18 protein-coding genes are annotated in these 23,157 nt (G+C 56.9%); 15 read left to right on the top strand and 3 right to left on the bottom strand.

The features are described 5' to 3' along the window. Positions 1–11: 11 nt before the first annotated feature. A complete protein-coding gene (locus CEE69_RS05880) occupies positions 12–1,043 on the top strand; it encodes an aldo/keto reductase (RefSeq protein WP_099259942.1) in 1,032 nt (343 codons plus the stop codon). Between the two features lie 46 nt (positions 1,044–1,089). On the opposite strand, the gene CEE69_RS05875 is transcribed toward CEE69_RS05880, so the two are convergent. Beyond that, on the bottom strand, positions 1,090–1,410 hold the full coding sequence (locus CEE69_RS05875; RefSeq protein WP_099259808.1) for a VF530 family protein: 321 nt from the start codon (positions 1,408–1,410) through the stop codon (positions 1,090–1,092). Positions 1,411–1,592: 182 nt separating this feature from the next. On the opposite strand from CEE69_RS05875, the gene CEE69_RS05870 reads away from it, so the two are divergent. Together CEE69_RS05870 and rrtA are read left to right on the top strand one after the other, a co-directional pair. Beyond that, positions 1,593–3,887: a VIT domain-containing protein gene (locus CEE69_RS05870; RefSeq protein WP_099259807.1), complete on the top strand. Its 2,295-nt coding sequence runs from the start codon at positions 1,593–1,595 to the stop codon at positions 3,885–3,887. Further along, a complete protein-coding gene (gene rrtA / locus CEE69_RS05865) occupies positions 3,884–4,558 on the top strand; it encodes a rhombosortase (RefSeq protein ID WP_099259806.1) in 675 nt (224 codons plus the stop codon). The genes CEE69_RS05870 and rrtA overlap by 4 nt, the downstream gene beginning before the upstream one ends. Positions 4,559–4,892: 334 nt before the next feature. On the opposite strand, the gene CEE69_RS05860 is transcribed toward rrtA, so the two are convergent. Further along, positions 4,893–5,585: a transposase gene (locus CEE69_RS05860; RefSeq protein ID WP_099259805.1), complete on the bottom strand. Its 693-nt coding sequence runs from the start codon at positions 5,583–5,585 to the stop codon at positions 4,893–4,895. A gap of 495 nt (positions 5,586–6,080) precedes the next feature. On the opposite strand from CEE69_RS05860, the gene CEE69_RS05855 reads away from it, so the two are divergent. Next, entirely contained in the window at positions 6,081–7,910 is a 1,830-nt protein-coding gene (locus tag CEE69_RS05855) for a Xaa-Pro dipeptidyl-peptidase (protein ID WP_099259804.1), read from the top strand. A gap of 53 nt (positions 7,911–7,963) precedes the next feature. Here CEE69_RS05855 and CEE69_RS05850 read toward each other — a convergent pair whose 3' ends face one another. After that, positions 7,964–9,295: a hypothetical protein gene (locus CEE69_RS05850; RefSeq protein ID WP_233214896.1), complete on the bottom strand. Its 1,332-nt coding sequence runs from the start codon at positions 9,293–9,295 to the stop codon at positions 7,964–7,966. A 190-nt stretch (positions 9,296–9,485) separates the two neighbouring features. Between CEE69_RS05850 and tssK the strand changes: the two genes are divergently transcribed. The 11 genes from tssK to tssI all read left to right on the top strand — a co-directional run bounded on the left by tssK (position 9,486) and on the right by tssI (position 23,108). Then, positions 9,486–10,982: a type VI secretion system baseplate subunit TssK gene (tssK, locus tag CEE69_RS05845; protein ID WP_233214895.1), complete on the top strand. Its 1,497-nt coding sequence runs from the start codon at positions 9,486–9,488 to the stop codon at positions 10,980–10,982. Then, positions 10,982–11,626 (top strand): DotU family type IV/VI secretion system protein, encoded by a 645-nt coding sequence (locus CEE69_RS05840; protein ID WP_099259801.1) that lies wholly within the window; start codon positions 10,982–10,984, stop codon positions 11,624–11,626. Before tssK ends, CEE69_RS05840 begins: the two co-directional genes overlap by 1 nt. A gap of 33 nt (positions 11,627–11,659) precedes the next feature. Beyond that, entirely contained in the window at positions 11,660–13,405 is a 1,746-nt protein-coding gene (locus tag CEE69_RS05835) for a type VI secretion system protein (protein ID WP_099259800.1), read from the top strand. 151 nt (positions 13,406–13,556) lie between these two features. Then, a complete protein-coding gene (tssA, locus tag CEE69_RS05830; protein ID WP_099259799.1) occupies positions 13,557–14,630 on the top strand; it encodes a type VI secretion system protein TssA in 1,074 nt (357 codons plus the stop codon). A gap of 70 nt (positions 14,631–14,700) precedes the next feature. After that, positions 14,701–15,225, top strand: a complete 525-nt coding sequence (gene tssB, locus CEE69_RS05825; protein ID WP_008656326.1) for a type VI secretion system contractile sheath small subunit — start codon at positions 14,701–14,703, stop codon at positions 15,223–15,225. 47 nt (positions 15,226–15,272) lie between these two features. Then, positions 15,273–16,775 (top strand): type VI secretion system contractile sheath large subunit, encoded by a 1,503-nt coding sequence (gene tssC, locus CEE69_RS05820; RefSeq protein WP_099259798.1) that lies wholly within the window; start codon positions 15,273–15,275, stop codon positions 16,773–16,775. Positions 16,776–16,828: 53 nt separating this feature from the next. Continuing rightward, entirely contained in the window at positions 16,829–17,308 is a 480-nt protein-coding gene (locus CEE69_RS05815; RefSeq protein ID WP_099259797.1) for an Hcp family type VI secretion system effector, read from the top strand. An 11-nt stretch (positions 17,309–17,319) separates the two neighbouring features. After that, a complete protein-coding gene (locus CEE69_RS05810) occupies positions 17,320–17,874 on the top strand; it encodes a type VI secretion system baseplate subunit TssE (protein WP_008656329.1) in 555 nt (184 codons plus the stop codon). A 180-nt stretch (positions 17,875–18,054) separates the two neighbouring features. Continuing rightward, positions 18,055–19,956, top strand: a complete 1,902-nt coding sequence (tssF, locus tag CEE69_RS05805) for a type VI secretion system baseplate subunit TssF (RefSeq protein WP_099259796.1) — start codon at positions 18,055–18,057, stop codon at positions 19,954–19,956. A gap of 85 nt (positions 19,957–20,041) precedes the next feature. Next, positions 20,042–21,091 (top strand): type VI secretion system baseplate subunit TssG, encoded by a 1,050-nt coding sequence (tssG, locus tag CEE69_RS05800; protein WP_099259795.1) that lies wholly within the window; start codon positions 20,042–20,044, stop codon positions 21,089–21,091. Between the two features lie 22 nt (positions 21,092–21,113). Then, positions 21,114–23,108, top strand: a complete 1,995-nt coding sequence (gene tssI / locus CEE69_RS05795; protein ID WP_099259794.1) for a type VI secretion system Vgr family protein — start codon at positions 21,114–21,116, stop codon at positions 23,106–23,108. The last annotated feature ends 49 nt before the right edge of the window (positions 23,109–23,157 follow it).

Here is a 23,157-nt window from a genome sequence, read left to right as displayed (position 1 = left end):
CGCATCCAATCATGGAAACTCGACGACTCGGTCGAACCGACCTTCAAACCAGCGTCCTTTCAATCGGCGGACTCTACACCTCTTCTCTCGCAGGCGGTGTGGCTGAATCCAAACGCATCCTGCAACGAGCGATCGACCTGGGTGTCAACGCTCTCGACACTGCACCTGCTTATGCAGACAGCGAAGCAACCGTGGGCGAGGCGATTGCGGGAATCGATGCGCCGCTGATAGTGACCACCAAACTCGGCGGCCGACCTCAGCCGTTCGATCCTCAGGACATCAACGGACTGCGTCATTCGGTGGACGAAAGCCTGCGACTGCTCGGTCGCGATCACATCGACATTTTGATGGTGCACGAACCCGACCGACCGCAGCAGTATCCTTGGTGGTCCAGCTACGAACCATTGGAAGGTCCGGCATTGGACCTGATGGACGAACTGAAAGCCGCTGGGAAGATTCGCTACACCGGTTTGGCGGGCACCACCGTCACCGAGTTGACATCGTTGGTCAAAAGCAATCGGTTCGACGTCGTGTTGACCGCGTTCAACTACAACGTGCTGTTCCGCGAAGCAGCCGAATCGGTGATCCCCACCGCTGTCGAAAATGACATGGGCATCGTTCTGGGGTCGGCGTACGGGCAAGGCTTCTTGACCCGACGTGCTGACACCGAAGTCCTTGCGAAACCAATTTGGTTGGCCGAAGCTCGCCAACAACAATTGCTCGCTTACTACGAACTTCTCGACCAAGCGGCCATGCCCGCGTTCGAGATCTGTCTTCGCTTCGTGTTGTCGAACCCGGCGATCTCAACCATTCCGATCGGTTGCAAGACAGCGGATCATTTGGAAGCCAGCGTCAAGGCCGCCGCCAAAGGTCCCTTGCCGACTGACATCCTGCACCGACTCGACGAGATCGCTGCCATGGTGCCATGCCGTCCGTGGGAAGAACCGATGATCTTGCCATTTGGAAAGTCCTACTTTGGCCCGGGCATCGCCAACATGGGCGCGGCGGTTCAGGTGGGAAAACTAAAACCCGACCAAAATTGAACGATCGATCCTCCGCAGCGAACGGGCAACACTCGGGACTGAGCAATCAGTCTTCGTTCGAATCGCGACGTCGAGCCTGGTCCCAAACGCTGCCCGGTTTCGCAGGAGTCTCTGTTGCCTCAGGCGGTCGCTTTCCCTTCCGCTCGTCGTAGCTGATCGAGTCCAGGTACAACCGCTCCACCTTGGCACGAGCCCAATCCGTTTTGCGAAGGAACTTCAAGCTGCTGTTGATGCTCGGGTCGTAATTGAAACAGTCGATGCGAATTCGTTCCCCCAACCGGTCCCAGCCATACTCGTCGACCAGGTATTCCACCATCGCTTTCAGCGTGACGCCGTGCAACGGATTATTGGGCTGGGGATCATTCATGATTCCTCAAAGATATCGCAGAAAACGAGGCCCGCAATGACTGCCGCTCAGTCGACGCGAGACGCTCCGAGCGTTCAGTAGCACTGAAAACGAGAAGTTTCACGATTTCGCGCTCCGCCACCCCAGCAACGGGATCTTCCTAGAGAGTCACTTCGATTCTCAATCCTGGAGCACCTCGTCTCGTGAACGCTCAATCCCCCGGCCTTCGGACGCAATCGATGCGATTGCCTTTGATCACGCCCATCGTCGTTCTGGCCTCCGCCTTCGTTTTTTCCGCCGTCGCACAGGCCGGCTACACCGTGCTCGGCGGAATGCCCGTCACCCAGGGCCAAATGCGAGTCGGTGAGGACGATTTGGAGCGTCTCAAAACCAAGCTCCCGGCACCCAGTCCCAGCTTCACGCTCAAAGAGACTCGAGTGGAAACGGAGATCTCCGGAGTCCTCGCCCGAGTTCGCGTTTCTCAGGTGTTCCAGAATCCACATCCTGATCGCTTGGAAGCATTGTATGTGTTCCCGCTGCCCGAGGACTGTGCCGTCGACGCTTACTCGTTTCAAATCGGCGAACGTGTGATCGTTGGCGAAGTCAAACGCAAAGAAGAAGCCCGGCAAGAATACGAACAGGCTCGCAACGAAGGCCGCAAAGCTGCCCTGTTGGAACAAGAACGTGCCAACGTGTTCTCTCAATCCGTCGCCAACATCCCAGCGAACAGCGAGGTGACCGTTCACATCGAATACGTTCACCCGCTGGAGATCGACGAAGATCGCTACGTCTTCCGATTCCCCATGGTCGTCGGTCCCCGTTACATCCCAGGAACCCCGGTGACTCGTCCGAACGTGGGACGCGGCTGGGCGGCCGACACAGACCAAGTCCCCGACGCGTCGCGGATCACGCCCGATTCCCTTCCCGAAGGAATGCGAAACGGCAACGACGTGTTCGTCTCCGTCAAGATCGACGCCGCGATGCCGATCCAGCAAATCGTGCCGGTCACTCATGAGCTGGACATTCAGCAAACCTCGGAAACCCACGCGGCTATCACGCTGAAGAACCAATCCACGATCGCCGACAAAGACTTCATTGTCGAATATCGCTTGGCCGGAGACGACAGCACTCTGGCTTCGTTGACCCATCGCGAATCCGAGGCAGAAGACGGTTACGTGATGTTGGCGTTGCAACCCAAGTGGTCGATCGAGCCAACCGAGATCACACCTCGCGAAGTGATCCTGGTTCTGGACACCAGCGGATCGATGAACGGGCCCGCGATCAGCCAACTGCGTTTGTTCGCCGATCATGTGCTGGATCACTTGAACCCCAACGATGAATTCCGAGTCATCGCGTTCAGCAATCGTTCAACCGCGTTCCAACCCGATGCCGTCTCAGCGACGGACGCCAACATCCAATCCGCCAAACAATTCGTTCGCAGCTTGCGAGCGAGCGGCGGAACCAACCTGTTGCCAGCACTCAAGTTGGCACTCGGCGGCGAGGCAGACGAATCAGCCCGCCCACGCTACATGGTCCTGATGACCGACGCACTGGTCGGCAACGACCACTCGATCCTTCGCTACCTGCGACAACCTGAATTCCAAGACGCTCGCGTGTTCCCCGTCGCATTCGGAGCCGCACCGAATGATTATCTGATCAGCCGCGCCGCGGAGCTGGGACGCGGGTTTTCGATGCAAGTCACCAACCAAGACAACTCACCCGAGATCGCTCGCCGGTTCCATGAACTGACCAGCCAACCCTACATGACTGACCTGCAAATCGACTGGGGAGGATTGGTTGTCAAAGACCAAGTGCCTTCGCGGCTTCCCGATCTGTACGCGGGCAAACCGCTGATCGTATTGGGCCGCTACGACACACCAGCGAGTGGCACAATCACGCTGAAGGGCAATGTGTCTGGCCAACCTGTTCAGATGGGAATGGAACTCGAACTTCCTGAACAAGAAGCCGAGCACGACTCGATCGGTCCCGTTTGGGCTCGCCAACGAATTCGACAAATTTGGAACCGTGACGTCGGTGCCGAAACACCAGCGGGCCGCGCGGAGATCACCGAGTTGGGACTGAAGCATCAACTGATGACTCAGTACACGTCGTTCATCGCCGTTGAGAAAGAACTTTCCGAAGCACCTCAAGGACAACTGATCACCGAATCGGTTCCAGTCATGACACCGGAAGGCATGACGCAGGAATCAGCCGGCCGATCGGTCGCCGCGGCGAAACCTGCACCTCAACACCAAGCGTCCACGAACTCCACACCCGCTGTGCCAGCCGCCGCTGCCCCGGCAACAGTCTCAACACCGTCGCCCGCCTCCACCCCCTCGTCGGCTCCTCGATCGAGCGGCGGCAACTACGGGGGCGGCGGTGGAGGAGGCGGCGGACCGATTGGCCCGATCACCGGGATCGTTTCGCTCGGCGGTGCGGCCGCCGCAATGATGCGTCGACGCAAGTCGCGAAGCAACAAACAGGATGTGGTCCGATGAGTGCCAGCGAATCACTGCTTGCAACGCTTCCCAAGACCAACGGCACATCAATCCAATCGATGTGCCGCCTGGGAAGCGGCTGGCTCCGGCGGATCCCTGTGACGCTGCTGGTGTCAGCCATCGCCCTCGCGGGGTTCGCCTTCCCCAGCCTGACCGCTGGTTTGCAATTGGACTTTGCCTCCGTCGAATCCGGACAATGGTGGCGTCTTCTGTCCGGTCACCTCACCCACTTTGGCGGCGGTCATTTGTTTTGGGACTTGCTGATGTTCGCGGTCTTGAGTGCTGCTTGCGAACGACAGAATCCACGTTTCTATCCCATCGCGCTGATTGCGATGTCAGTTGGTATCTCCGCGACCATCCTGTTCTTGTGCCAAGACGTCACCACCTACCGAGGCCTGAGCGGCATCGACACGGGATTGTTTGTTTGGTTCCTCGCCAACCAAATCCGACAATCTGTCGCCGACCGAGACCGCACGTTCACGTGTTTCTGGACCGCCGCCGGAATCTTGCTTCTCGCCAAGCTTGGCTACGAATTCACCACCGGCGAGATCCTCTTCGTCAACGCCGAAGGTTTTACACCGCTGGTCGAATCCCACCTCTCCGGCGCCGCCCTCGGAGCGATCGCTGCCAGCGCCACAATGTTCTTCCCCCGCGAGCCAGAGCTCCAGTAGCTGACCGAGACCCCTCGGTCAGCATCCACGTCCAACCGACTGAGAGGCCTCAGTCGGTTACGTTTCGGAACGATACTGCACTCGTTCCACGCCGGCGCATGCTGACGAAGTTCCCACCGAACGAATCCAAGCCCTCACCACATGTAGCCGACTGAGGCCTCTCAGTCGGCCGAGCACTGAAAAACAACCGCGAAAACGAGGATGGCTTTCCGACTGAGAGCCTCAGTCGGTTACGTTTCGGGACGATACTGCACGCGTTCCACGCCAGCGCATGCTGACGAATTCCCAACCGAACGAATCCAAGTCCCCACCACATGTAGCCGACTGAGGCCTCTCAGTCGGTTACGAAGTGGGCGTCTTGGAGGTCTGGGAGATACAGCCTGAACTCGCTTTCTTTCAGCCCGGCTTTCACAGAGTTGTTCTGAATGTACTTACGGAATTTCTGGAAGTGGTCCCCGTCCCGCACGAGATGATCGAAGCTTTCAGGTTGCCACAACCGGCCTTTGTGCCCGAGCAACTCGTTGATCCGTAGCGACTGGTAGTGTTTCCAATTTCGACACTGGTCCTTCAATGTCACGTTGCGATCAAAGCACACCAAAACGTGAACATGATTCGGCATCACAACGAAGCCACCCAGGCTGTATCGCGGTCCATCGAAACGCAGGAGGTTCTCGGCGACGACGTTGGAAACGTTTGGGTCTCGCAGCGGGCACGCCCCGTGCAATTCATCGAGACTGGCTTCCAGGATCGTTGCGAATTGTCGAGCGAACTGGCGTCGGACTCCCCAGTCCAAACGACCGAATGCCGCAGTCCAATCGGAAGCGTTTGGATCAATCCCAAGCCGCCGGAGCGCATCGGCTCGCTGTCGCTGCCACAAATCGAACACGGCTTGCGGGATCGAATCGCGAGTGCGGTAGGTGATGAAGTACGTCGCCCCCGGCTGTTCCCAATGGGGAAGAACACCGTATGTGACGGAGTACTCCTGCTTCGGATCAAAGAATCCAAACTGGCGACGAACGTTCGACATCCACTCAATTTAACCCCCAACCACCCACCATGTAGCCGACTGAGGCCTCTCAGTCGGCCGAGCACTGAGATTCAGCACTGAAGATGCGGGGTGGGCCTCCGACTGAGAAGCCTCAGTCGGTTACATATTGGGGATCGAGTCCTGCTCCGGACGTCCTCCCTTCCTCCACATGATGAATTCCCATGGGACGAAGCCCAGCATCCTCCACCACGTAGCCGACTGAGGCCTCTCAGTCGGCCGAGCACTGAAATTCAGCACCGAAGATGCGGGATGCGTCTCCGACTGAGAAGCCTCAGTCGGTTACGGGAAGCGTTCTCGATCGCGTTCCATCCCCCCGAGCTGATCCGTCATATCGGAGGATAAACGGACGAAAACGACCGGTAGATTCGCGAAACGCTCCCCTACCTCGGATTCTTTGCCGTCGCTTGAAGACGGTTCGCTGAGGTGACTAAGCTGATGCGGTCTCGCCTCGATCTCACCTGGGTTTTCACAACCATGAAACGCCTCTGCTCGCCCGTCCTTGCACTCCTGTTTCTCGCGACCTCACCTGTCCAAGCGAGCGATCTTCAGATCCCCGTCATCAAAGATGGCGAGGCACAAATCATCAAGGAACTGGAAGACTCGGACTACTGGATCCGCCATGACCTGTGGGTGGAAACGGAGTTCGACTTGGACGGCGATGGGAAGCTCGACCGGATGCACGTCAGCGTCACGCGTCCAACGCAAACCGATACCCAGTCGCTGAAGCTTCCGGTCATCTACAACTCAAGTCCTTACTTCGCGGGGACCACCGGTGCCGATGAATCCTATTTCTGGGACGCCCGACAAGAACTCGGTGCCGAACCACCCAAACGATCCGCTGCTCCCGCGATTGAACGCGAAGGCACACGCCCGATCATCTCCAAACGACATGTCAAAGACTGGCTGCCTCGTGGGTTCGTCGTCGTTCATTCCAGTGCCCCAGGCACCGGCCTTTCGCAGGGTTGCCCAACGGTCGGTGACGATCCCGAAGCGTTGGCTCCCAAAGCCGTGATCGATTGGTTGTGCGGACGCGGCAAGGGATTCACGGAACCCTTCGGTGGCGAACCCGTGGAAGCCTATTGGTCGTCAGGCAAAGTCGGCATGACGGGGACCAGCTACAACGGGACGATCCCGTTGGCAGCCGCAACAACAGGAGTCGAGGGACTGGAAGTCATCATCCCCGTCGCTCCCAACACGTCTTACTACCACTACTACCGTTCCAATGGATTGGTACGCCATCCCGGTGGTTACCTCGGGGAAGACATCGACATCCTGTACGACTTCATTCACAGCGGTGGCGATGAAGAGATTCGAGCGTACTGCGATTGCCATATTCGTGACGAACAGATGATGGCCAACCAAGACCGAGCGACCGGTGACTACAACGATTTCTGGTACTCACGCGATTACTTGAACCGCGTCGATGGAGTGAAAGCGGCGGTGCTCATGGCGCATGCCTTCAATGATTGGAACGTCGTTCCCGAACACAGCATCCGGATTTACGAAGCGTTGAAAAAGAACGGTGTCGAAACTCAACTGTTCATGCACCAAGGCGGGCACGGCGGGCCTCCACCGATCAGCATGATGAATCGCTGGTTCACTCACTATCTCTATGGCGAAGACAACGGCGTCGAAAAGGGTTCGAAGTCTTGGATTGTTCGCGAAAAAGATGAGCGGACCAAACCAACCGAGTACCCGGAATACCCGCACCCGGAAGCAAAAGACGTGATGGTCTATCCGGTTCCTGGTGCTCCCCAACGCGGGCGTTTGCGGACATCCCCCCTCACCGAACCAATCACGGAAACATTGATCGACAACTTTTCGTTCCCAGGCGAAGCGTTGGCACAAGCCGAATACACCGAACATCGCTTGATCTACGCCACGCCCGAATTGAGCGAACCAGTTCATCTCTCAGGAACACCGCGAATCAAACTGCGACTTGCGTGCGATCGTCCCGCCGCCAACCTGAGCGTCTGGTTGGTCTCGCTGCCTTGGAACACAAAGAAGAACTCCAAGATCACCGACAACATCATCACTCGCGGATGGGCCGATCCTCAAAACATCGAATCCATGCGAGAAAGCAAACCGCTCGTCCCGGGCCAGTTCTATGACATCGAGTTCGACCTGCAACCCGATGACCAAGTCATCGCCAAAGGACAACAGATCGGACTGATGGTCTTTTCCAGCGATCGCGATTACACGCTGCATCCCACGCCGGGCACCAAGCTCACGATCGATCTTCAGCACACTCAACTGAGTTTACCTGTTGTCGGCGGAACGCTTCCGCTCGAATCGCAGGACTGATCAGCGAGCTCGTCAACTGAAGACGACTTGCTCGCGGAAGTCGTCTTGGTCGCTCAAAGCGATAGGCGAAGATCAAACACCATGCGGGTGTCGAACCAGTCGTCATCGGCGGCGGTGATGCCGGTCGCGAATCCGAATTCCCACAACCCCATGTCGTTCTCGGGTCCCAGTACAAAGCGGGCACCCGGGTAGAATTCGATCGCGGTTTCACCGTCGACGGCCTGCAGCGTGCCCGCTGAATCGTGATAGCCGCCATACAGAAACGATAGTGTTCGTACCTCGAAGGTCGGCAAGAATGCGAACACATCGCTTTCCGCTGCGATCGTGCTGACACCCCAGCCCGTGGTCAACACATCTCCGGCGACGCCAGCGGTTCCTTTGATGGGAGTCCAATATTTGACTTCGCCGAAGACGTAGGTTTCTGGACGAAGACAGCGTCGACCCAGCAATCCAAATTCCAGCGACGTGTGACCGGTTCCCAGGCCTCGGTCGGCGGGACCGCTTGCCAAATAGGTTCGAAAGATTGTCGCAACCTTCGTGCGTTTGCCATCAACCAACAGAGCTTGAGCACCCAGGACGATGTCACCGAAACCGGTCGTGTTCCCGTTCACTTCCGGGTCCACGGACCGCATCGTGTACTGCGTCAACGCCATCAATCGCTCCGTCCCCGCAGCAAGTCGAAAGATCAGATCTTGCGAGTTCACGCCCGACTCATTGTCTGGCGGGTCGCCCCAGTAATACTCCGCTCGATCCGGCGTTCGCAGCCCGTGGTCGACTTGGTAGCGGATGCCCACGTGAGCTGGAACGATCGCTGTGTCCAAAACGTTGGGAGCAAACATCACTCGTTCGTAACCGATGCCACGATCACGCGAACGATTTTGACGAAAGTGAGCTCCGGGGCTGAGACGTTCCAACGCTTCGTGAATGTTTGGGAACGAGAGATCCTGCCAAGGAGTCCACTGGCTGGAAACCAGTTCGCGGCATTGATTGCAGCCGCAGCCCACATCGCACCCCGACTCGCAATTGCAAGTTGACTGACAACCACAACTCGAACCAACCGGGTTGTCACCGCCAATCGCCAACCAATCCGCGGATTCGCCGACGATGGGCTCAGGGTAGATGCTCGGTGAGCCGATCGAAATCGACTCGATTTCGCCACGCGGGACGGGAAGCGGTTCAAAAAGAGGTGCTTCGATCAAACCTTCCGCGTGCAGCGGTGCGTCCGAGAGCGAGTCATGGCGCAGCAGCGGGGCACCGAGGTCGTTCCACACCACCGGATCTTGAGCCGAAAGCGGAAACGCCAACACGGCGTGCGAAAGCAGCAGAGCGATGAGGACGGGTTTGATCACACTTCGTCGCGGGGCCTGGATGTTGCGGCAGTTCACTTCGCGAGTCAAAGTGAAGTCACGACAACCGTGAAAGCATGTCGTGAAACTAAGAGTGGCTGTCTGTATCGGTAATATCGTCTGGAAGTATGCACGCAAATTAGCTAATCTCCGACCGCATACCAAGATTGGGGCTTGCTAGAGTCAAATGGATTTGACGGCACCCAGCCAACGTTCGGAAAGGAATCCGATGCAGAATCTTGCGGTCCATTGGCACGAGGGACTGTTCCTCCGACCACACCATCTTCAAGCATGGGATCGCCATTGGCAGGAAAGCCAAGCGGCGTCTTCACGCTGGCAGAACCCCTACAGCTATGGACTGGCGAGCATCTCGATCAATGCGGATGCGCTCGCGTTGGGATTTTTCCAACTCGACGGCGTCCGAGCCAAAATGCCGGAGGGCACGTTGGTGGAATTGGCCGTGGGAGAATCAACCGAACGAGTTGACCTGCGAGCTGGATTTGCCGTTTCCGGTGCCACTCCCTCGACTTCCGAAACATCGGACGCTGCTCACGAAACCATTCCGGTTGGTGGCGGCGACAGCGTCGACGTGTTCCTTGCGGTTCCTCGGTTACAGCTTGGTGTTTCCAACGTGGCCGAAGGCGATCAAGCCGAAGGAGCCCGTTTTCGACAACTTCAGATTCATGTTCCGGACGAAACCGATGGCGCCAGCGTCGAGCCCGTCCTGTTTCGCCGCGTCAACGCCGTCCTCAAACTTTCGACCGAAGACCTGACCGGTTACGACGTGTTGCGGATCGCTCGTGTGAAACGAGGCACGGTTGGGGGAGCGATCGCGGAACTGGACGAACGGTACGTCCCACCGTTGATGGATTGTGCCGCATGGTCCCAAATGAGACAGCGGTTTCTGCGGCCGATCCACGACATGATGATGCTCAAGATCGAACTGTTGTCGCAGCTTGTCAATGATCGCAGCGTTCGAATGGACGCCGAGCAACCCGGTGACCTCCAACGCATCTTGATGCTTCAAACGCTCAACCAAGCCGCTGCGGTTCTCGGTGTTCTGAATCAATCCAGCGGCGTCCATCCGTGGAACGCTTACGTGGAACTCAGCCGTGTCGCCGGGGGTTTGGATCTGTTTGGTGAAACACGATCTTTGCAGGCGATCGCCGCTTACGATCACGATGCAATCGGCCCGCTGTTCCAAGAGTTGCGACGACGAATTGAATCGCGAATCGCGTCGGTCGGCCAGAACGCCTACCAACAACGCTTCTTCATCGGAGCAGGTTTGGGCATGCAGGTCAGCCTGGACCCGCAATGGTTGACAAGCGATTGGCAGTGCGTTTTGGGCGTGCGTCGTGGCAAACTCTCCGCCGCGGGACTCGACAAGCTGCTCTCGCCTGGTTTCCTCGATTGGAAAATGGGCAGTGCCCGACAAGTCGAAACGCTGTACAGCAAACGCGCGATGGGATTGGAACTGAAACCATTGCGAGAAGTCCCCCGAGTCTTGCCGTCTCAATCGGACTGGAGCTTCTTCGAGATCAGCGGTCGCGGCCCGGCCTGGACCGACGTCTTGGACACCGGCACGATCGCACTTCGAATTCGCGAACAATTGATTGACGATCCGCAAAAGTTGGCGGGCAATCAAACCCTGAAGGTTCGCATGGACGCTCACACTACTTCCTTGCAATTCGCGATCTTCGCGACCAAGCGATCGGATTCAGTGTGATGAATGAATCACTCGAACAATTTGCGGACGACTACACCGAATGCGTGCTGGCGTTGATCGACAGGTTGCATGCCGACGAGCCCTTGGATCCCGTCGCCATTCACCAAACTTTGTCGCAACGTTTGACCGAAGCGCGGCAAAGTCATCATCACGATGATCGCTGGGAAGAAGCGATGTACGCGTTGGTTTCCTTGACCGACGAGTTGTTGCTGGAGATGCCATGGTCCGGTCGATCTTGGTGGAACGATCACGTGTTGGAAGCCAGCCTGTTTGGTTCACGTGATTGCAGCGAACGCTTCTATCAGATGGCTGCCGTCGCCAGTCGTGAATCCTCCAACGGCGTGTTGCGAGTCTTCCACGATTGCGTCCTGTTGGGATTCCGTGGCGTGTACTCCATTCCAGGTCTGTCAGAAGCCACCACGAAAGAACTGGGTATTCCAGCAACGTTGGAACTTTGGCTGGAAAAGACACAGCACCAACTCAGCAGCGATGCTGCCGAGATGGCCCCTTCAGCGCGCCTGCACCGATCTCTGAGTGGAGCGGCACCGAACACGACGCGACGAAGCATCGTTTGGTGGACGGTCGCGGCGGCAACGATGTTGATCGCCAACATCACGATGTACACGCTTTCGGCGGGAAAGTAATGCCAATCCCATACAACTCGACGAGAACGATTGATGTCCGATGAGCCAACGCCCAGTCTGAAAGATCGCCTGAAATCGCGACTGAACGTGTCGTTGGCCGCTATGGTTGCCGCGTTGGTGGGAATTGGTCTGCTGGTCTTGGCCGCAGCCGCTTGGTTGGTCTACTCAATCGACCCGACGCGAATCGCTTGGGGCGACTACATGACGCTTCAGCGTGGTGTTTGGTTGCTGGCTCTTTGGGCACTTTCCTGCGTGGTCACCTATGTGACGGTACGTATTTGGATGGCGGACATTCCGCTCGGCGACGCTCGCGTTCGCGCCGGTTGGAAAACGGGCATGCAGTTGCTATCGCAGCATAGCGTGGGACTCAACCAAATCCCTTGCTTCTTGGTGTTGGGCTGTGAAACACGACATCAACAAGAATCGTGGCTCGGATCCGAAGGGGCTCCCGTCGCTCAATCCACGTCGGAAGGCTCTCCCGCGATCGATTGGCATCTTTCCAAAGATCGCTTGCTGATCTTCTGCCGAGACATTGGTGTGTATGGGACACTCCTGCGAAGCGGAACATCGGACGAACACGCCGAGCAGCCAAAATCAGTTCCAGACCATGTCGCCGAAGCATCTGATTCACCGTCCACGTCACCGTCGGATGCAAACGCCAGCGAAGAGCCCGTAGTGGACAGCGACGAATCATCCATGGGTGATTCAATCGACGACGCGGTAGAAACGGAACCTCGCGCCGAACCACTTGCCGCCGGTTCAAACCCATCCGCCGTTGCCGTGGCTCAGCCTCAAACTCAGGCAGCAAAGACACAGTCCACCTCCGTCGCTCACGCCATGCAATCGCTCGAACGAGCCGATCGCTTGGTCCAAGACGCTCAATCGATCCGACCGATGGCTCAGCCCACTCGGGCGATCCCTGATTCGCTGTCCTCCGTTCGCACCACGCAATCACAGCAAGAGCTATCCGATTTGTGTGCACGATTGCGAGCCGAACGATTTCCTCACGCACCAATCAATGGCACGCTTGTGATGGTGGATTCGCGAATGATCGCCGAAGGAGGCTCTTCGCCCGGTGAGTCGGGCCGAAAAATCGGACGAGCGATCCGTCGCGACCTCGATCAGATGCAATCCGAATTGGGAATCGCCAGCCCGGTGACCATGATGATCGCCGAAAATGATCATCCCGACGACTACAAAGAACTGCAACGACGCTTGCGGATGGTGGAACAACAATCGTCGGTGGCATTGGGCAAACCATTTGTCTCGGAAGAGATTCCCACCGGCGAAGCAATGAACCAATTGGCAAATGACACGATTCGAGAGATCGAAAATCGTGTCAAACAGGTTTTCCAAGTGCCGCGTTCGCTCACCCAACCTCAAAACCATCGCTTGGTTCGCGTTCTGATCCAGTGTCGTCGCTGGCGTTCCTCGCTGCGAAGCATGATGGTCGAAAGCTGTGCAGCGAATCCGGTGGACATGTCGTCTTCGCATTCCGGAAGCATTTCGGAAGTCAACGCACCAATCGTCAGTGGTCTGTTTGTCGCATCGCCAGGCCAGCGTTCGGCCAAGAGCAACGGAGCGAAGGGACACTTCTTTGAGTCCATCGTCGCACACATGATCGACCAACAAAATCATTTGGCTTGGACGTCGGAAGAACGACAGGCCTGGCGACGTCACCAGCGATTCGCGGCGTCGCTGATGGTGGTCACAGGAATCTTGATCGCACTATTTCTCATTCAACTTTGGACCTTGTTGCGACCCATCATTTTCACTTGATGCCATTCAGCGCTTTTGGATGATTCCACGCATTTCTTAAAAAAAGGAATCAAAGTGACTCAGGGTTCAGAATCGAAAAGTCGATTCAATCGCTACAGGCAAATATCCAGACAGTGATGAGTGTCCGCCAAACCAAGACTCGACTTCGTTCATGACAATTGCCGAACTCTCAATGCTGACCGCTCCCGTGTCTCCGGACTCGCCTTCTGGCGAAAGTCTTGAGTACGACGCACGGTTTGTTGAGATGACTCGGTTGGCAGAAGGCACTCGGGAACAGCAATACGGCAAGACTGTCATTGCTGCTCAACCGCCGGAATGGCGGACCATTCACCACCTTGCGATTGAGATGGCGAGCGAGACTCGTGATCTGCGATTGGCCGTTCTTTTGGTCGAAAGCCTGACGCACCTAAAGGGACTCGACGGCCTGACCGAATCGATGACGCTTCTTCGCGATTGGGTCCGCGACCATTGGGACGATGTTCATCCGCAACTGGATCCCGAAGACAACAACGATCCGTTCATACGAATCAATGCCCTTGGTCGTCTTTGCGAACCCGAGCGATTGCCATCGATGATCGGCCGGATGACCTTGGTCGAATCGCTGCCTCATGTGGTGGTGACGCTCAACGACGTTCGTCGGTCGCGTGGCGAGCTCAATGCGAGTTCATCCGCGGATTCCCCCACGCCGATGGAAGTGGAAGCCGCTTTTTTGGCGTTGCCGGTTGCCGAGCTTCGACATCGCTATGAAGCCTGCCAACAAGCCGAAAACGCACTGCTTGAGACGGTGGAATTCCTGGACCAGCATCTCGGAACCGGGATTTGGGAAACCAAAGAGCTGTCGTCCTGCCTGTCCGCGTGCAGCCAATTATTCAAGACACACCTTCGACAACGTTTGTCCGTTTCGGATGCCGCGGTCAAAGATGTCAGCGGCGATGAATGCGAGCCAGCCGCTTCCCACGACACTTCCAATCAGTGGGACTCCGGGGATGTTGACGAATCAATCATCAGCCTCAGCCGTATTCGGGTTCAGTCACGTGAAGAAGCCGCGCAAGTTCTCGACGCGGCGACGAAGTACTTCGAGTTGTACGAACCATCCAGCCCGGTGCCGTTGTTGCTGCGTCGGGCTCGCCGGATGATCAACCAAGACTTCGTCGACATCATTCGCGAACTCGCACCCGATGCGCTCTCGCAAGCAAGAAACCTGGCTGGCCAGTTTGACGACTGAATCCTAGCAGTCATCAAACCCAACCATTCACAAATTCACCCTATCGCCGCTGTTCTGAAAAGGAAAGCTGATGTCCGAAAGCAGCCAAAAATTCATTGCTCGTAACCGTCCGCCTCGCGTTCAAATCGAATACGACGTGGAAACTTACGGTTCCGAGAAGAAGGTTCAGCTTCCTTTCGTGATGGGAGTGCTTGCTGACTTGTCGGGCAATCCGTCCGAGCCACTCGAAGACGTCGCCGATCGAAAGTTCCTGGAAACGGACATCGACAATTTCGACGACCGTTTGAAATCGATGAAGCCACGCGCTGCGTTTCAAGTGGACAACACGCTGACCGGCGAAGGCAGCCTGAACGTCGACTTGACCTTCGAGTCCATGGACGATTTCACACCTGGCCAAATCGCCAAACGTGTGGAACCACTCAACAAGTTGCTCAACGCACGCACGCAATTGGCTCAGTTGGTGACCTACATGGACGGCAAAGCCGGCGCCGAAGAATTGGTGTCCCGATTGATCAACGATCCTGAACTGTTGAAAGAGCTCGCTGAGAAGCCGCTCGAAATTGATGAATCTGATTCGGCCGCAGAAGCCGCCTGATCGAATCGTCACACCAACACCCACCACCAATCTCGAAGGACTCAAGGATGAGCGAAACACAATCGGAAACCACGGAAGCCGCTCCCGACGTCAGCGACACCATCACACTGGACACGTTGTCTGAATTGTTGGAAGCCGAATTCAAGCCACGCACCGACGACGCCGGGCTGGCTGTCACACGAGCCGTCAACACGCTCGCCGCTCAACTTGTGACCAGCGAAATGGTTGCCGAGAGCGACGTGATCAAGACGATCGAAGCCTTGGTGGCGGAAATCGACGGCAAGATCTCAGAGCAAATGAATGAGATTTTGCACCACGATGACTTCCAACAACTCGAAGGCGCATGGCGTGGTTTCTCACACTTGGTGAACAACACCGAGACCGATGAGATGCTGAAAATTCGCGTCTTGAACATCTCCAAGAAAGACCTTCACAAGACGCTGAAGAAGTTCAAAGGAACCGCTTGGGATCAAAGCCCGATCTTCAAGAAGCTGTATGAAGAAGAGTACGGCCAATTCGGTGGTGAACCCTACGGTGCATTGATCGGTGACTACTACTTCGATCACTCGCCAGTCGACGTCGAATTGCTGGGCGAGATCGCCAAGGTCTCCGCCGCCGCACACGCACCATTCATCACCGCCGCAGCACCTTCGCTGATGCACATGGATTCGTGGCAAGAACTCGGCAATCCTCGTGATTTGACCAAGATCTTCCAAACTGTCGAATACGCTTCATGGCGTTCGCTTCGCGACGACGAAGATTCGCGTTACGTCGGTTTGACGATGCCACGCTTCCTGTCACGCCAGCCTTACGGTGCCGCGACAAATCCCGTCGAAGAATTCGCGTTCGAAGAAGAAACCGCGGGTCCTGACCACAGCCGATACGTGTGGTCCAACAGTGCCTACGCGTTCGCTGTGAACATCAACCGCTCGTTCAAAATGCACGGCTGGTGCTCACGCATTCGTGGCGTGGAATCGGGCGGAGCAGTTGAGAAGTTGCCCGTTCACGTGTTCCCAACCGATGATGGCGGCGTGGACATGAAGTGTCCAACCGAAATCTCGATCAGCGATCGACGGGAAGCGGAATTGGCGAAGAACGGAATGATGCCATTGGTGTTCCGCAAGAACAGCGATTTGGCCGCCTTCATCGGTGCTCAGTCACTGAACAACCCCAGCTTGTTCGAAGACGACGACGCAACCGCCAACGCTCGTTTGTCGGGTCGTTTGCCGTATCTGTTTGCCGTCTGCCGCTTTGCACACTACTTGAAGTGCATCGTCCGCGACAAAGTGGGTTCGTTCAAAGAACGTGCCGACATGCAAGTCTGGCTCAACAACTGGATCAGCCAGTACGTCGACACCAACCCAGCAACCGCATCGGAACTGGACAAAGCTCGTCGTCCGTTGGCAGGTGCAGAAGTGGTCGTCGAAGAGATCCCAGGTAACCCGGGATACTACACCGCCAAGTTCTTCTTGCGTCCTCACTTCCAACTGGAAGGTTTGACCGTGTCATTGCGACTCGTTAGCAAGCTGCCGTCTGCCAAGGCCGCTTGATCATTCGTCTTTGACACCATTCCAAACAACATTCATTCCAGGAAACTGAAACCATGATTTTTTTGAAGTTCACCACCGAAATCAAAGGCGACGCAAGCGTCTCTGGTTACGAAGATCAGATCAAGTTGACCTCGGTCTCTTTCGGTGCCAATCGTACCGTCGCAAGTGTTGCCGGCAGCTCGGCTCGTGAGACCGGTTCGCCCGCGTTCACCGAGCTGAACTGCTCGAAGGACTTCGACATCGCCTCGACTGAACTGTTCATGCAAAGTGTCTCGGGTGCTTCGCTGCAAGGCGCAACCCTGACCTACTTGCAAACGGACAACGAAGGCAACCCACAGGTTTACTTGACCGTGACATTGGTTGACCCGATCGTCACCAGCTACTCACAGTCGAGCATGGGCGACAGCAAGCCTTGCGAAAACTTCACGCTCAACTTCACCGAGATCAAAATGGCGTACACCAAGTACGACGGCGACTCGGCGAAGAAAGCAACCGAGAAGGGCTGGAACCTGTCGGAACAGAAAGCCGCCTAGGCTGAGCTGTCATGGCATCCAACGAACCGATCGAACAACCGTCATCCTCGCTACTGGATCGATTGATCCGTGGCGAGAACGGTGGCGGTGGCGACGTTCGTGTGGTGCCAAATCCCGGATCGCGCGGCGGTGTTTCACGCCGTCAACGTCGCCAACAGATGGCGATATTGAGTTCGCAAATCGAACGCGATCTGTTGGCGTTGTTTGGAACACGCCGAATGTCCGAGGACACCGATCTGTCGGCTTGGCCGTTGGTTCAAAAGAGCGTTTTGAACTATGGCGTTCCTGATTTGACGGGCAGGACCAGCAGCGGATTGGACCTGCGACTTCTTCAACGAGAATTCACCGAAGCGATTCGGTGTTTCGAACCTCGTTTGCGAGCGGACACTCTGAATGTCACGTGTCGCTTGAACGAATACGTGCGTGGCGACGTGATCGTGCAAATCCAGGCCCTCTTTGGCCCCTCCGATGCGTTGGAGTCCTTTGCGATGGGCATCTCAATCTGCCTGGGCAATGGCCAATGCCAAAAAGTGGTGCCAGGAAACGGCCAACGCCGAGCGGCGTAGTTGGATTTTGGTCAGCGAATTACCTCTTGGGACGCAAGGCCCAATTGTGCTATTCAGCAAGAACCGTGATGAGTGTCACGGTCAAAAAGACCACAGCCCACGAGTTTGTGCTGGAAAGATGGCTTGGCCAATCATCCGCGCCCACTCGACTCCTTCGTTCACCTCGGTTGGATTTGACGCATGGAAGCTCAGTTCCTCGATCATTACAACCGAGAACTCGGCTACCTGAGAGAACTGGGGGCGGAGTTCGCACAAGAATACCCCGCGGTCGCCGGCCGCTTGGGCATGGACGAATTCGCCTGCGCCGATCCTTTCGTCGAACGATTGTTAGAAGGATTCGCGTTTTTGGCGGCGCGAGTGCATCGCCGCTTGGATTCCGAGTTTCCACAACTCACCCGCGGATTGCTGCAATCGATCTACCCGCACTACACGCGGCCGATCCCATCCGCGGCGATCGTTCAAATTCACCCGGATCCCGACGAGGGATCGCTGGCCAGCGGCTACCGTTTGCCCCGCGGCTCTCGTTTGCAGGGTCCGTCCAGCCAAACCTGCCCGACGCCTTGCCGATTCGAAACAACCGCTCCGGTTGATTTGTGGCCGATCCAATTGGTGGACGTTGAATGGGTAGAACGTGGCACCGCGACCCGTCGCCCGATGCCTTCCATCATGAAGGGCATGCCCTGTCGTGCGGCACTGCGAATCACGCTTCAAACCACGGCTGGTTTGCCGATGTCGGCACTCGACCTGGACAGCCTGCCGATTCATCTTCGCGGTGGCGAAACCGCGCACCAGTTGCTTGAGCTACTCATCGCCCATCAGAACGGCATCGTTGTCGGCGACGCCGCTTCGGATCAATGGCAACGACTGGATTCGGCATCGCTGGTCGCTGGTGGTTTCGATGACGCAGAAGCATCGCTACCCGGCGAGCCTCGTTCGTTCAGTGGATACCGATTGCTGCAAGAGTATTTCTTGTTGCCCGAAAAGTTCCTGTTCGTAACCCTAAACGGGTTGTCCCACGCGGTTTCGATGGCAAAGGGAAACCAGCTCGAAATCATCATCGGAGTTGACCAATCGCAGAAGGATTTGGTGGGACGTCTCAACCGTGAACACTTGGCTTTGCACTGTGTCCCAGCAGTCAACTTGTTCAAGCAACGCGCGGATCGAGTCCCGATTTCGGAAACCAAATCCGAACACCAACTGTTGGTCGACCGCAGCCGACCGATGGACTTTGAAATTTGGTCGGTCGAACAACTGCTTGGTCACGGAACATCGGCTCAGCAAGAAGTCGAGTTCCTGCCGCTTTACGCGCCACCAACCAACATGGCCGCTCGTCAGCAACACGCGGCCTACTACACGCTCGATCGTCGTCCTCGGCAACCTTCGACGAACCAACGTGAATACGGTCATCGCTCACCGTACTTGGGAACAGAAGTCTTTGTGACGCTGACGGATTCGAGTCAACGACCATCGCGGCATCCGATTCGCCAACTGTCGTCCACGGTCTACTGCACCAACCGCGACCTCGCCCTGCTGAAACCTGAAGCGGGTTGGCGGGACGCGTTCACCCTGGATGGCCCCGGACCGGTTGCCTCCATCAGTTGTCTGTCCGGCCCAACCACTCCCCGAGCACCGCTGACCACCGAAGATGGCGAGACGTGTTGGCGACTGGTCAATCACTTGACGTCAAACTTCCTCTCGCTGTGCGATCGCGAAAAGTCGACGGATCCCAACTCGAATCATGCGGCGGCGTTGCTGCGGCAAACGCTGTATCTGTATTGCCCAGAAGACTTGCCCGCGACACGTCGCCAAGTGGACGGGATTCTATCGGTGACCAATCAAGCGGTCACACGGCAGATCCCCATGCCCGGCCCCATCGTTCACGGTCGAGGCGTGCACCTGGAATTGGAGTTGGACGAGTCAGCGTTCGAAGGCGGAGGTGCGTTCTTGTTAGCGGGAGTGCTGGATCGTTTCATGGCACGCTTTGTGTCTTTGAACAGCTTCACGCAAACGTCGCTCCGCACGCCCACACGTGGCCCGGTGCATCGATGGCCAGTTCGCACCGGGAAAACCGCACTGATCTAGCCACCGCATCAACCTCGCCATTGGCCGGGTTCCAACCCTCACGCCGAGACATTGATTCGCCGTTCTCGTTTTGCCTGACAAGTCCATGACCACTTCAGACTCCACCGCCACCTGGGAACAGCGTCTCACGGAAGAACTCGGGAAACCGGTTCAGTCGCTCGATTTCTTTCAGGCGATGCGACGAATCGAAGCCGAGTCACCGACGCTGCCACGAGTTGGTCACGCCAGACAAACGAGCCAAGAGGCCGTTCGGATCCGGCAAACATCGGCACTGGACTTTGCCCCGGCAACGATCGATCGAATCGATTCGGGACACGATGAACGCGCCCACATTAGCCAACGATTCTTTGGTCTGCTGGGGCCCGGAGGTCCATTGCCTCTGCATATGACCGAGACCGTTCGGCATGAAACCAGGCACAACGCTGACCCCACGTTGGAATCGTTTCTGAACCTATTCCATCACCGCATGGCAACGCTGTTCTACCGAGCGTGGAGCAGCAGTCGCGGTGCGGTCCAGCGTGATCGACCAGAAACGGACCGGTTCGCAGCGTACTTGGGTTCCATCTCGGGCACGCTGAATCCCGGAGCAGAATCCAACGCCGCCCCAACCTCAACTGACAACTCAGGGCTGTACTTCAGCGGCCGATTTGGGTCCACACATCGCAACGCGGAAGGTCTCGCGGCGGTGGTTTCCGCGACCGTGCATGCGGATGCGAATGTCAAGACATTTCGATTGCGGCAACTCCGTTTGGAACCAGAAGACCGAACGGTGCTCTCTCGATCGGAACGGCCATCTGGTCGCGGAGAAACCGCGGGCAGGGGTGGTCGCCTGGGACAAAGCGTTGTGCTCGGACGCAGTGTCCCGGATCGTTGCTCGATGATCGACTTGGACGTGGGTCCGATCGCGTTTGATTTGTTTCAACAACTACTTCCTGGCGGCGAGTCGCACAACACGCTTCGTGAATTGATTCGTGGTTACGTCGATCCCGGATTGGATTGCCGCGTTCGTTTGATCTTGGATCGCCACACGATCCCACGTTTGTCACTCGGACGAATCGGTGCTCTCGGCCGAAGTGCTTGGGTTCATGGGAAAGCTCCCCGCGCCGATGTCGGCGACTGTCAATTCATTCTCTAGCGTTGCACACGATTTCACCATCATGACTCTGACCCAAGCCAACCGTCCGATCGCCGTCAGCACACCGCTGGATGACGATGCGCTCGTGTTGACCGGTGTGACTTGGACAGAACAACTCGGGCGCCCCTTTGGTGGGACGTTGGATTTGGTCAGCTCTGAAGGCGACATCGATCCGCTCGACCTGCTCAAAGAACCAGTCTCGATTCGCATCGGCGATCCAGACGACTCGCCCGAATACCTGCACGGCTATGTCACACGTTTCGGTCAGGTTGGCACCAGCGCGGGCTTGTACCAATACCACGCCACACTTGCTCCCTGGATGGGATTGCTGCGACATGTTGGCGGATCGCAAGTCTTTCAACAGCAGACGGTCGTCGAAATCGCCAAAGCCGTGATCGAATCGCGAGGCTTCACCGGCGAACTGGAAGACCGACTCACGCAAACGTATCGCCAACGAGCCTACTGCGTGCAATACGGCGAATCGGACTTCCAATTCCTCAGTCGACTGTTTGAAGAAGAAGGCATCTACTACTTCTTCGAATACACCGAAGACCAACACACGCTGGTGCTTTGCGACGACGTCAGCGCCCACCAAGCGTCGGCGTCGTTTGGTTCGCTGCCCTATCACGCGGTGGAACAACCGGGCACCGAAACGTGTCTTTCGCAGTGGACCTATGAGCGCGACTTCAACACGGCGTCGTACGTGTTGCGAGACTACGATTTCCAAAAGCCTCGCGCCGAAATGACCGTTCGTCAAAACGCGTCGGACACGGCAAGCGACTGGGAATGGTACGAATTCCCGGGTCAGTTCTTCGAGACCGACGACGGCCAACACTACGCTCGCGTTCTGACCGAAGCCGCCACGTCAGACCAACACGCCACCGCCGCGGACGTGTCGACTCCCTCGGTGATCGCCGGCAACCTTTTGACGATGACGTCGCATCCCGTCGATGATCTCAATCAAGAGTACCTGATCGTGGGCCGGCATCTGATGATAACAACCGGCGATGTTTCGGCCGGCAGTGGAGGTGCACACTCCTTTCACCTGAACAATCGACTGCGGTTGCTTCCTTCGTCCATTCCCTTCCGCAGTCGACAAACGACCGAGCGGCCGATCATGGCGGGCCCTCAAATTGCAACGGTCGTGGGTCCCGATGGCGAAGAAATCTGGACCGACGCCTATGGCCGCATCAAAGTCCAATTCGCTTGGGATCTGATTGGCACCGGTGACGACCGCAGCTCCTGCTGGATTCGCGTGACGCAGCCTTGGACTGGCAAGGGATGGGGTGCGGTATCGATTCCGCGAGTTGGCGAAGAAGTGATCGTCGCGTTCTTGGACGGCAACGTGGATCGACCGATCGTGACCGGGCGGGTCTTCAATGCCGATCGCATGCCCCCGGAAGATCTGGCCGACGGGCAAGCCAAAACGGTCTTTCGCACACGCAGCACCCAAAAAGGGGACGTGAACTGTTTCCATGAGTTGACGTTTGATGACACGAAAGATGCCGAGCAGATCTACCTGCACAGCGAACGCGATTTTGTTCGAGAGGTCGAAAACAATGATTCATTGAAGGTCGGTTTCGACAAATCAGACAGCGGCGACCAAACGATCGAGATCTACAACGACCAGAACGTCCAAATCGGAGTCGGTAGCGGATCGGGAAGCCAGACCACCGAGATCGGACAAGACCGCACGACCACCATCGACGCGGGTAACGACAACCTGACGGTCAAACAAGGCGATCAAAATGTATCGGTCGAAAGCGGCGCGATCACGATCGAAGCGGCCAAGTCGATCACGATCAAGTGTGGTCAATCTTCCATTGAGCTGACGCCGTCGGGCATCAACATCCAAGCAAGCGAGATCGCCATCAAGGGTGATACCAAGATCAGCATGGCGGCTCCCGAAGTCGACGCCGCCGCTGATGCATCCATGACACTGAAAGGTAACGCATCAGCGGAACTGAGCTCCGGCGGATCGCTCACAGTCAAAGGAGCCATCGTCCAAATCAACTAGTTCGCCCCAAAAAGGGGTCAGACCCCTTTTGGGACTGAATTGGCTCACG

It is taken from the genome of Rhodopirellula bahusiensis (genome assembly GCF_002727185.1).
Classification (GTDB): Bacteria; Planctomycetota; Planctomycetia; order Pirellulales; family Pirellulaceae; genus Rhodopirellula; species Rhodopirellula bahusiensis.
The sequence above is the reverse complement of the archived record's forward strand: the minus strand, read 5'-3'. Positions and strand labels throughout refer to the sequence as shown.

Excerpts from the sequence above, each read along its gene's own strand:
- CEE69_RS05880 (WP_099259942.1), top strand. The coding sequence starts at position 12 with ATGGAAACTCGACGACTCGGTCGAACCGACCTTCAAACCAGCGTCCTT.
- CEE69_RS05875 (WP_099259808.1), bottom strand. The coding sequence starts at position 1,410 with ATGAATGATCCCCAGCCCAATAATCCGTTGCACGGCGTCACGCTGAAA.
- rrtA (WP_099259806.1), top strand. The coding sequence starts at position 3,884 with ATGAGTGCCAGCGAATCACTGCTTGCAACGCTTCCCAAGACCAACGGC.
- CEE69_RS05860 (WP_099259805.1), bottom strand. The coding sequence starts at position 5,585 with ATGTCGAACGTTCGTCGCCAGTTTGGATTCTTTGATCCGAAGCAGGAG.
- CEE69_RS05855 (WP_099259804.1), top strand. The coding sequence starts at position 6,081 with ATGAAACGCCTCTGCTCGCCCGTCCTTGCACTCCTGTTTCTCGCGACC.
- tssK (WP_233214895.1), top strand. The coding sequence starts at position 9,486 with ATGCAGAATCTTGCGGTCCATTGGCACGAGGGACTGTTCCTCCGACCA.
- CEE69_RS05840 (WP_099259801.1), top strand. The coding sequence starts at position 10,982 with ATGAATGAATCACTCGAACAATTTGCGGACGACTACACCGAATGCGTG.
- CEE69_RS05835 (WP_099259800.1), top strand. The coding sequence starts at position 11,660 with ATGTCCGATGAGCCAACGCCCAGTCTGAAAGATCGCCTGAAATCGCGA.
- tssA (WP_099259799.1), top strand. The coding sequence starts at position 13,557 with ATGACAATTGCCGAACTCTCAATGCTGACCGCTCCCGTGTCTCCGGAC.
- tssB (WP_008656326.1), top strand. The coding sequence starts at position 14,701 with ATGTCCGAAAGCAGCCAAAAATTCATTGCTCGTAACCGTCCGCCTCGC.
- tssC (WP_099259798.1), top strand. The coding sequence starts at position 15,273 with ATGAGCGAAACACAATCGGAAACCACGGAAGCCGCTCCCGACGTCAGC.
- CEE69_RS05815 (WP_099259797.1), top strand. The coding sequence starts at position 16,829 with ATGATTTTTTTGAAGTTCACCACCGAAATCAAAGGCGACGCAAGCGTC.
- CEE69_RS05810 (WP_008656329.1), top strand. The coding sequence starts at position 17,320 with ATGGCATCCAACGAACCGATCGAACAACCGTCATCCTCGCTACTGGAT.
- tssF (WP_099259796.1), top strand. The coding sequence starts at position 18,055 with ATGGAAGCTCAGTTCCTCGATCATTACAACCGAGAACTCGGCTACCTG.
- tssG (WP_099259795.1), top strand. The coding sequence starts at position 20,042 with ATGACCACTTCAGACTCCACCGCCACCTGGGAACAGCGTCTCACGGAA.
- tssI (WP_099259794.1), top strand. The coding sequence starts at position 21,114 with ATGACTCTGACCCAAGCCAACCGTCCGATCGCCGTCAGCACACCGCTG.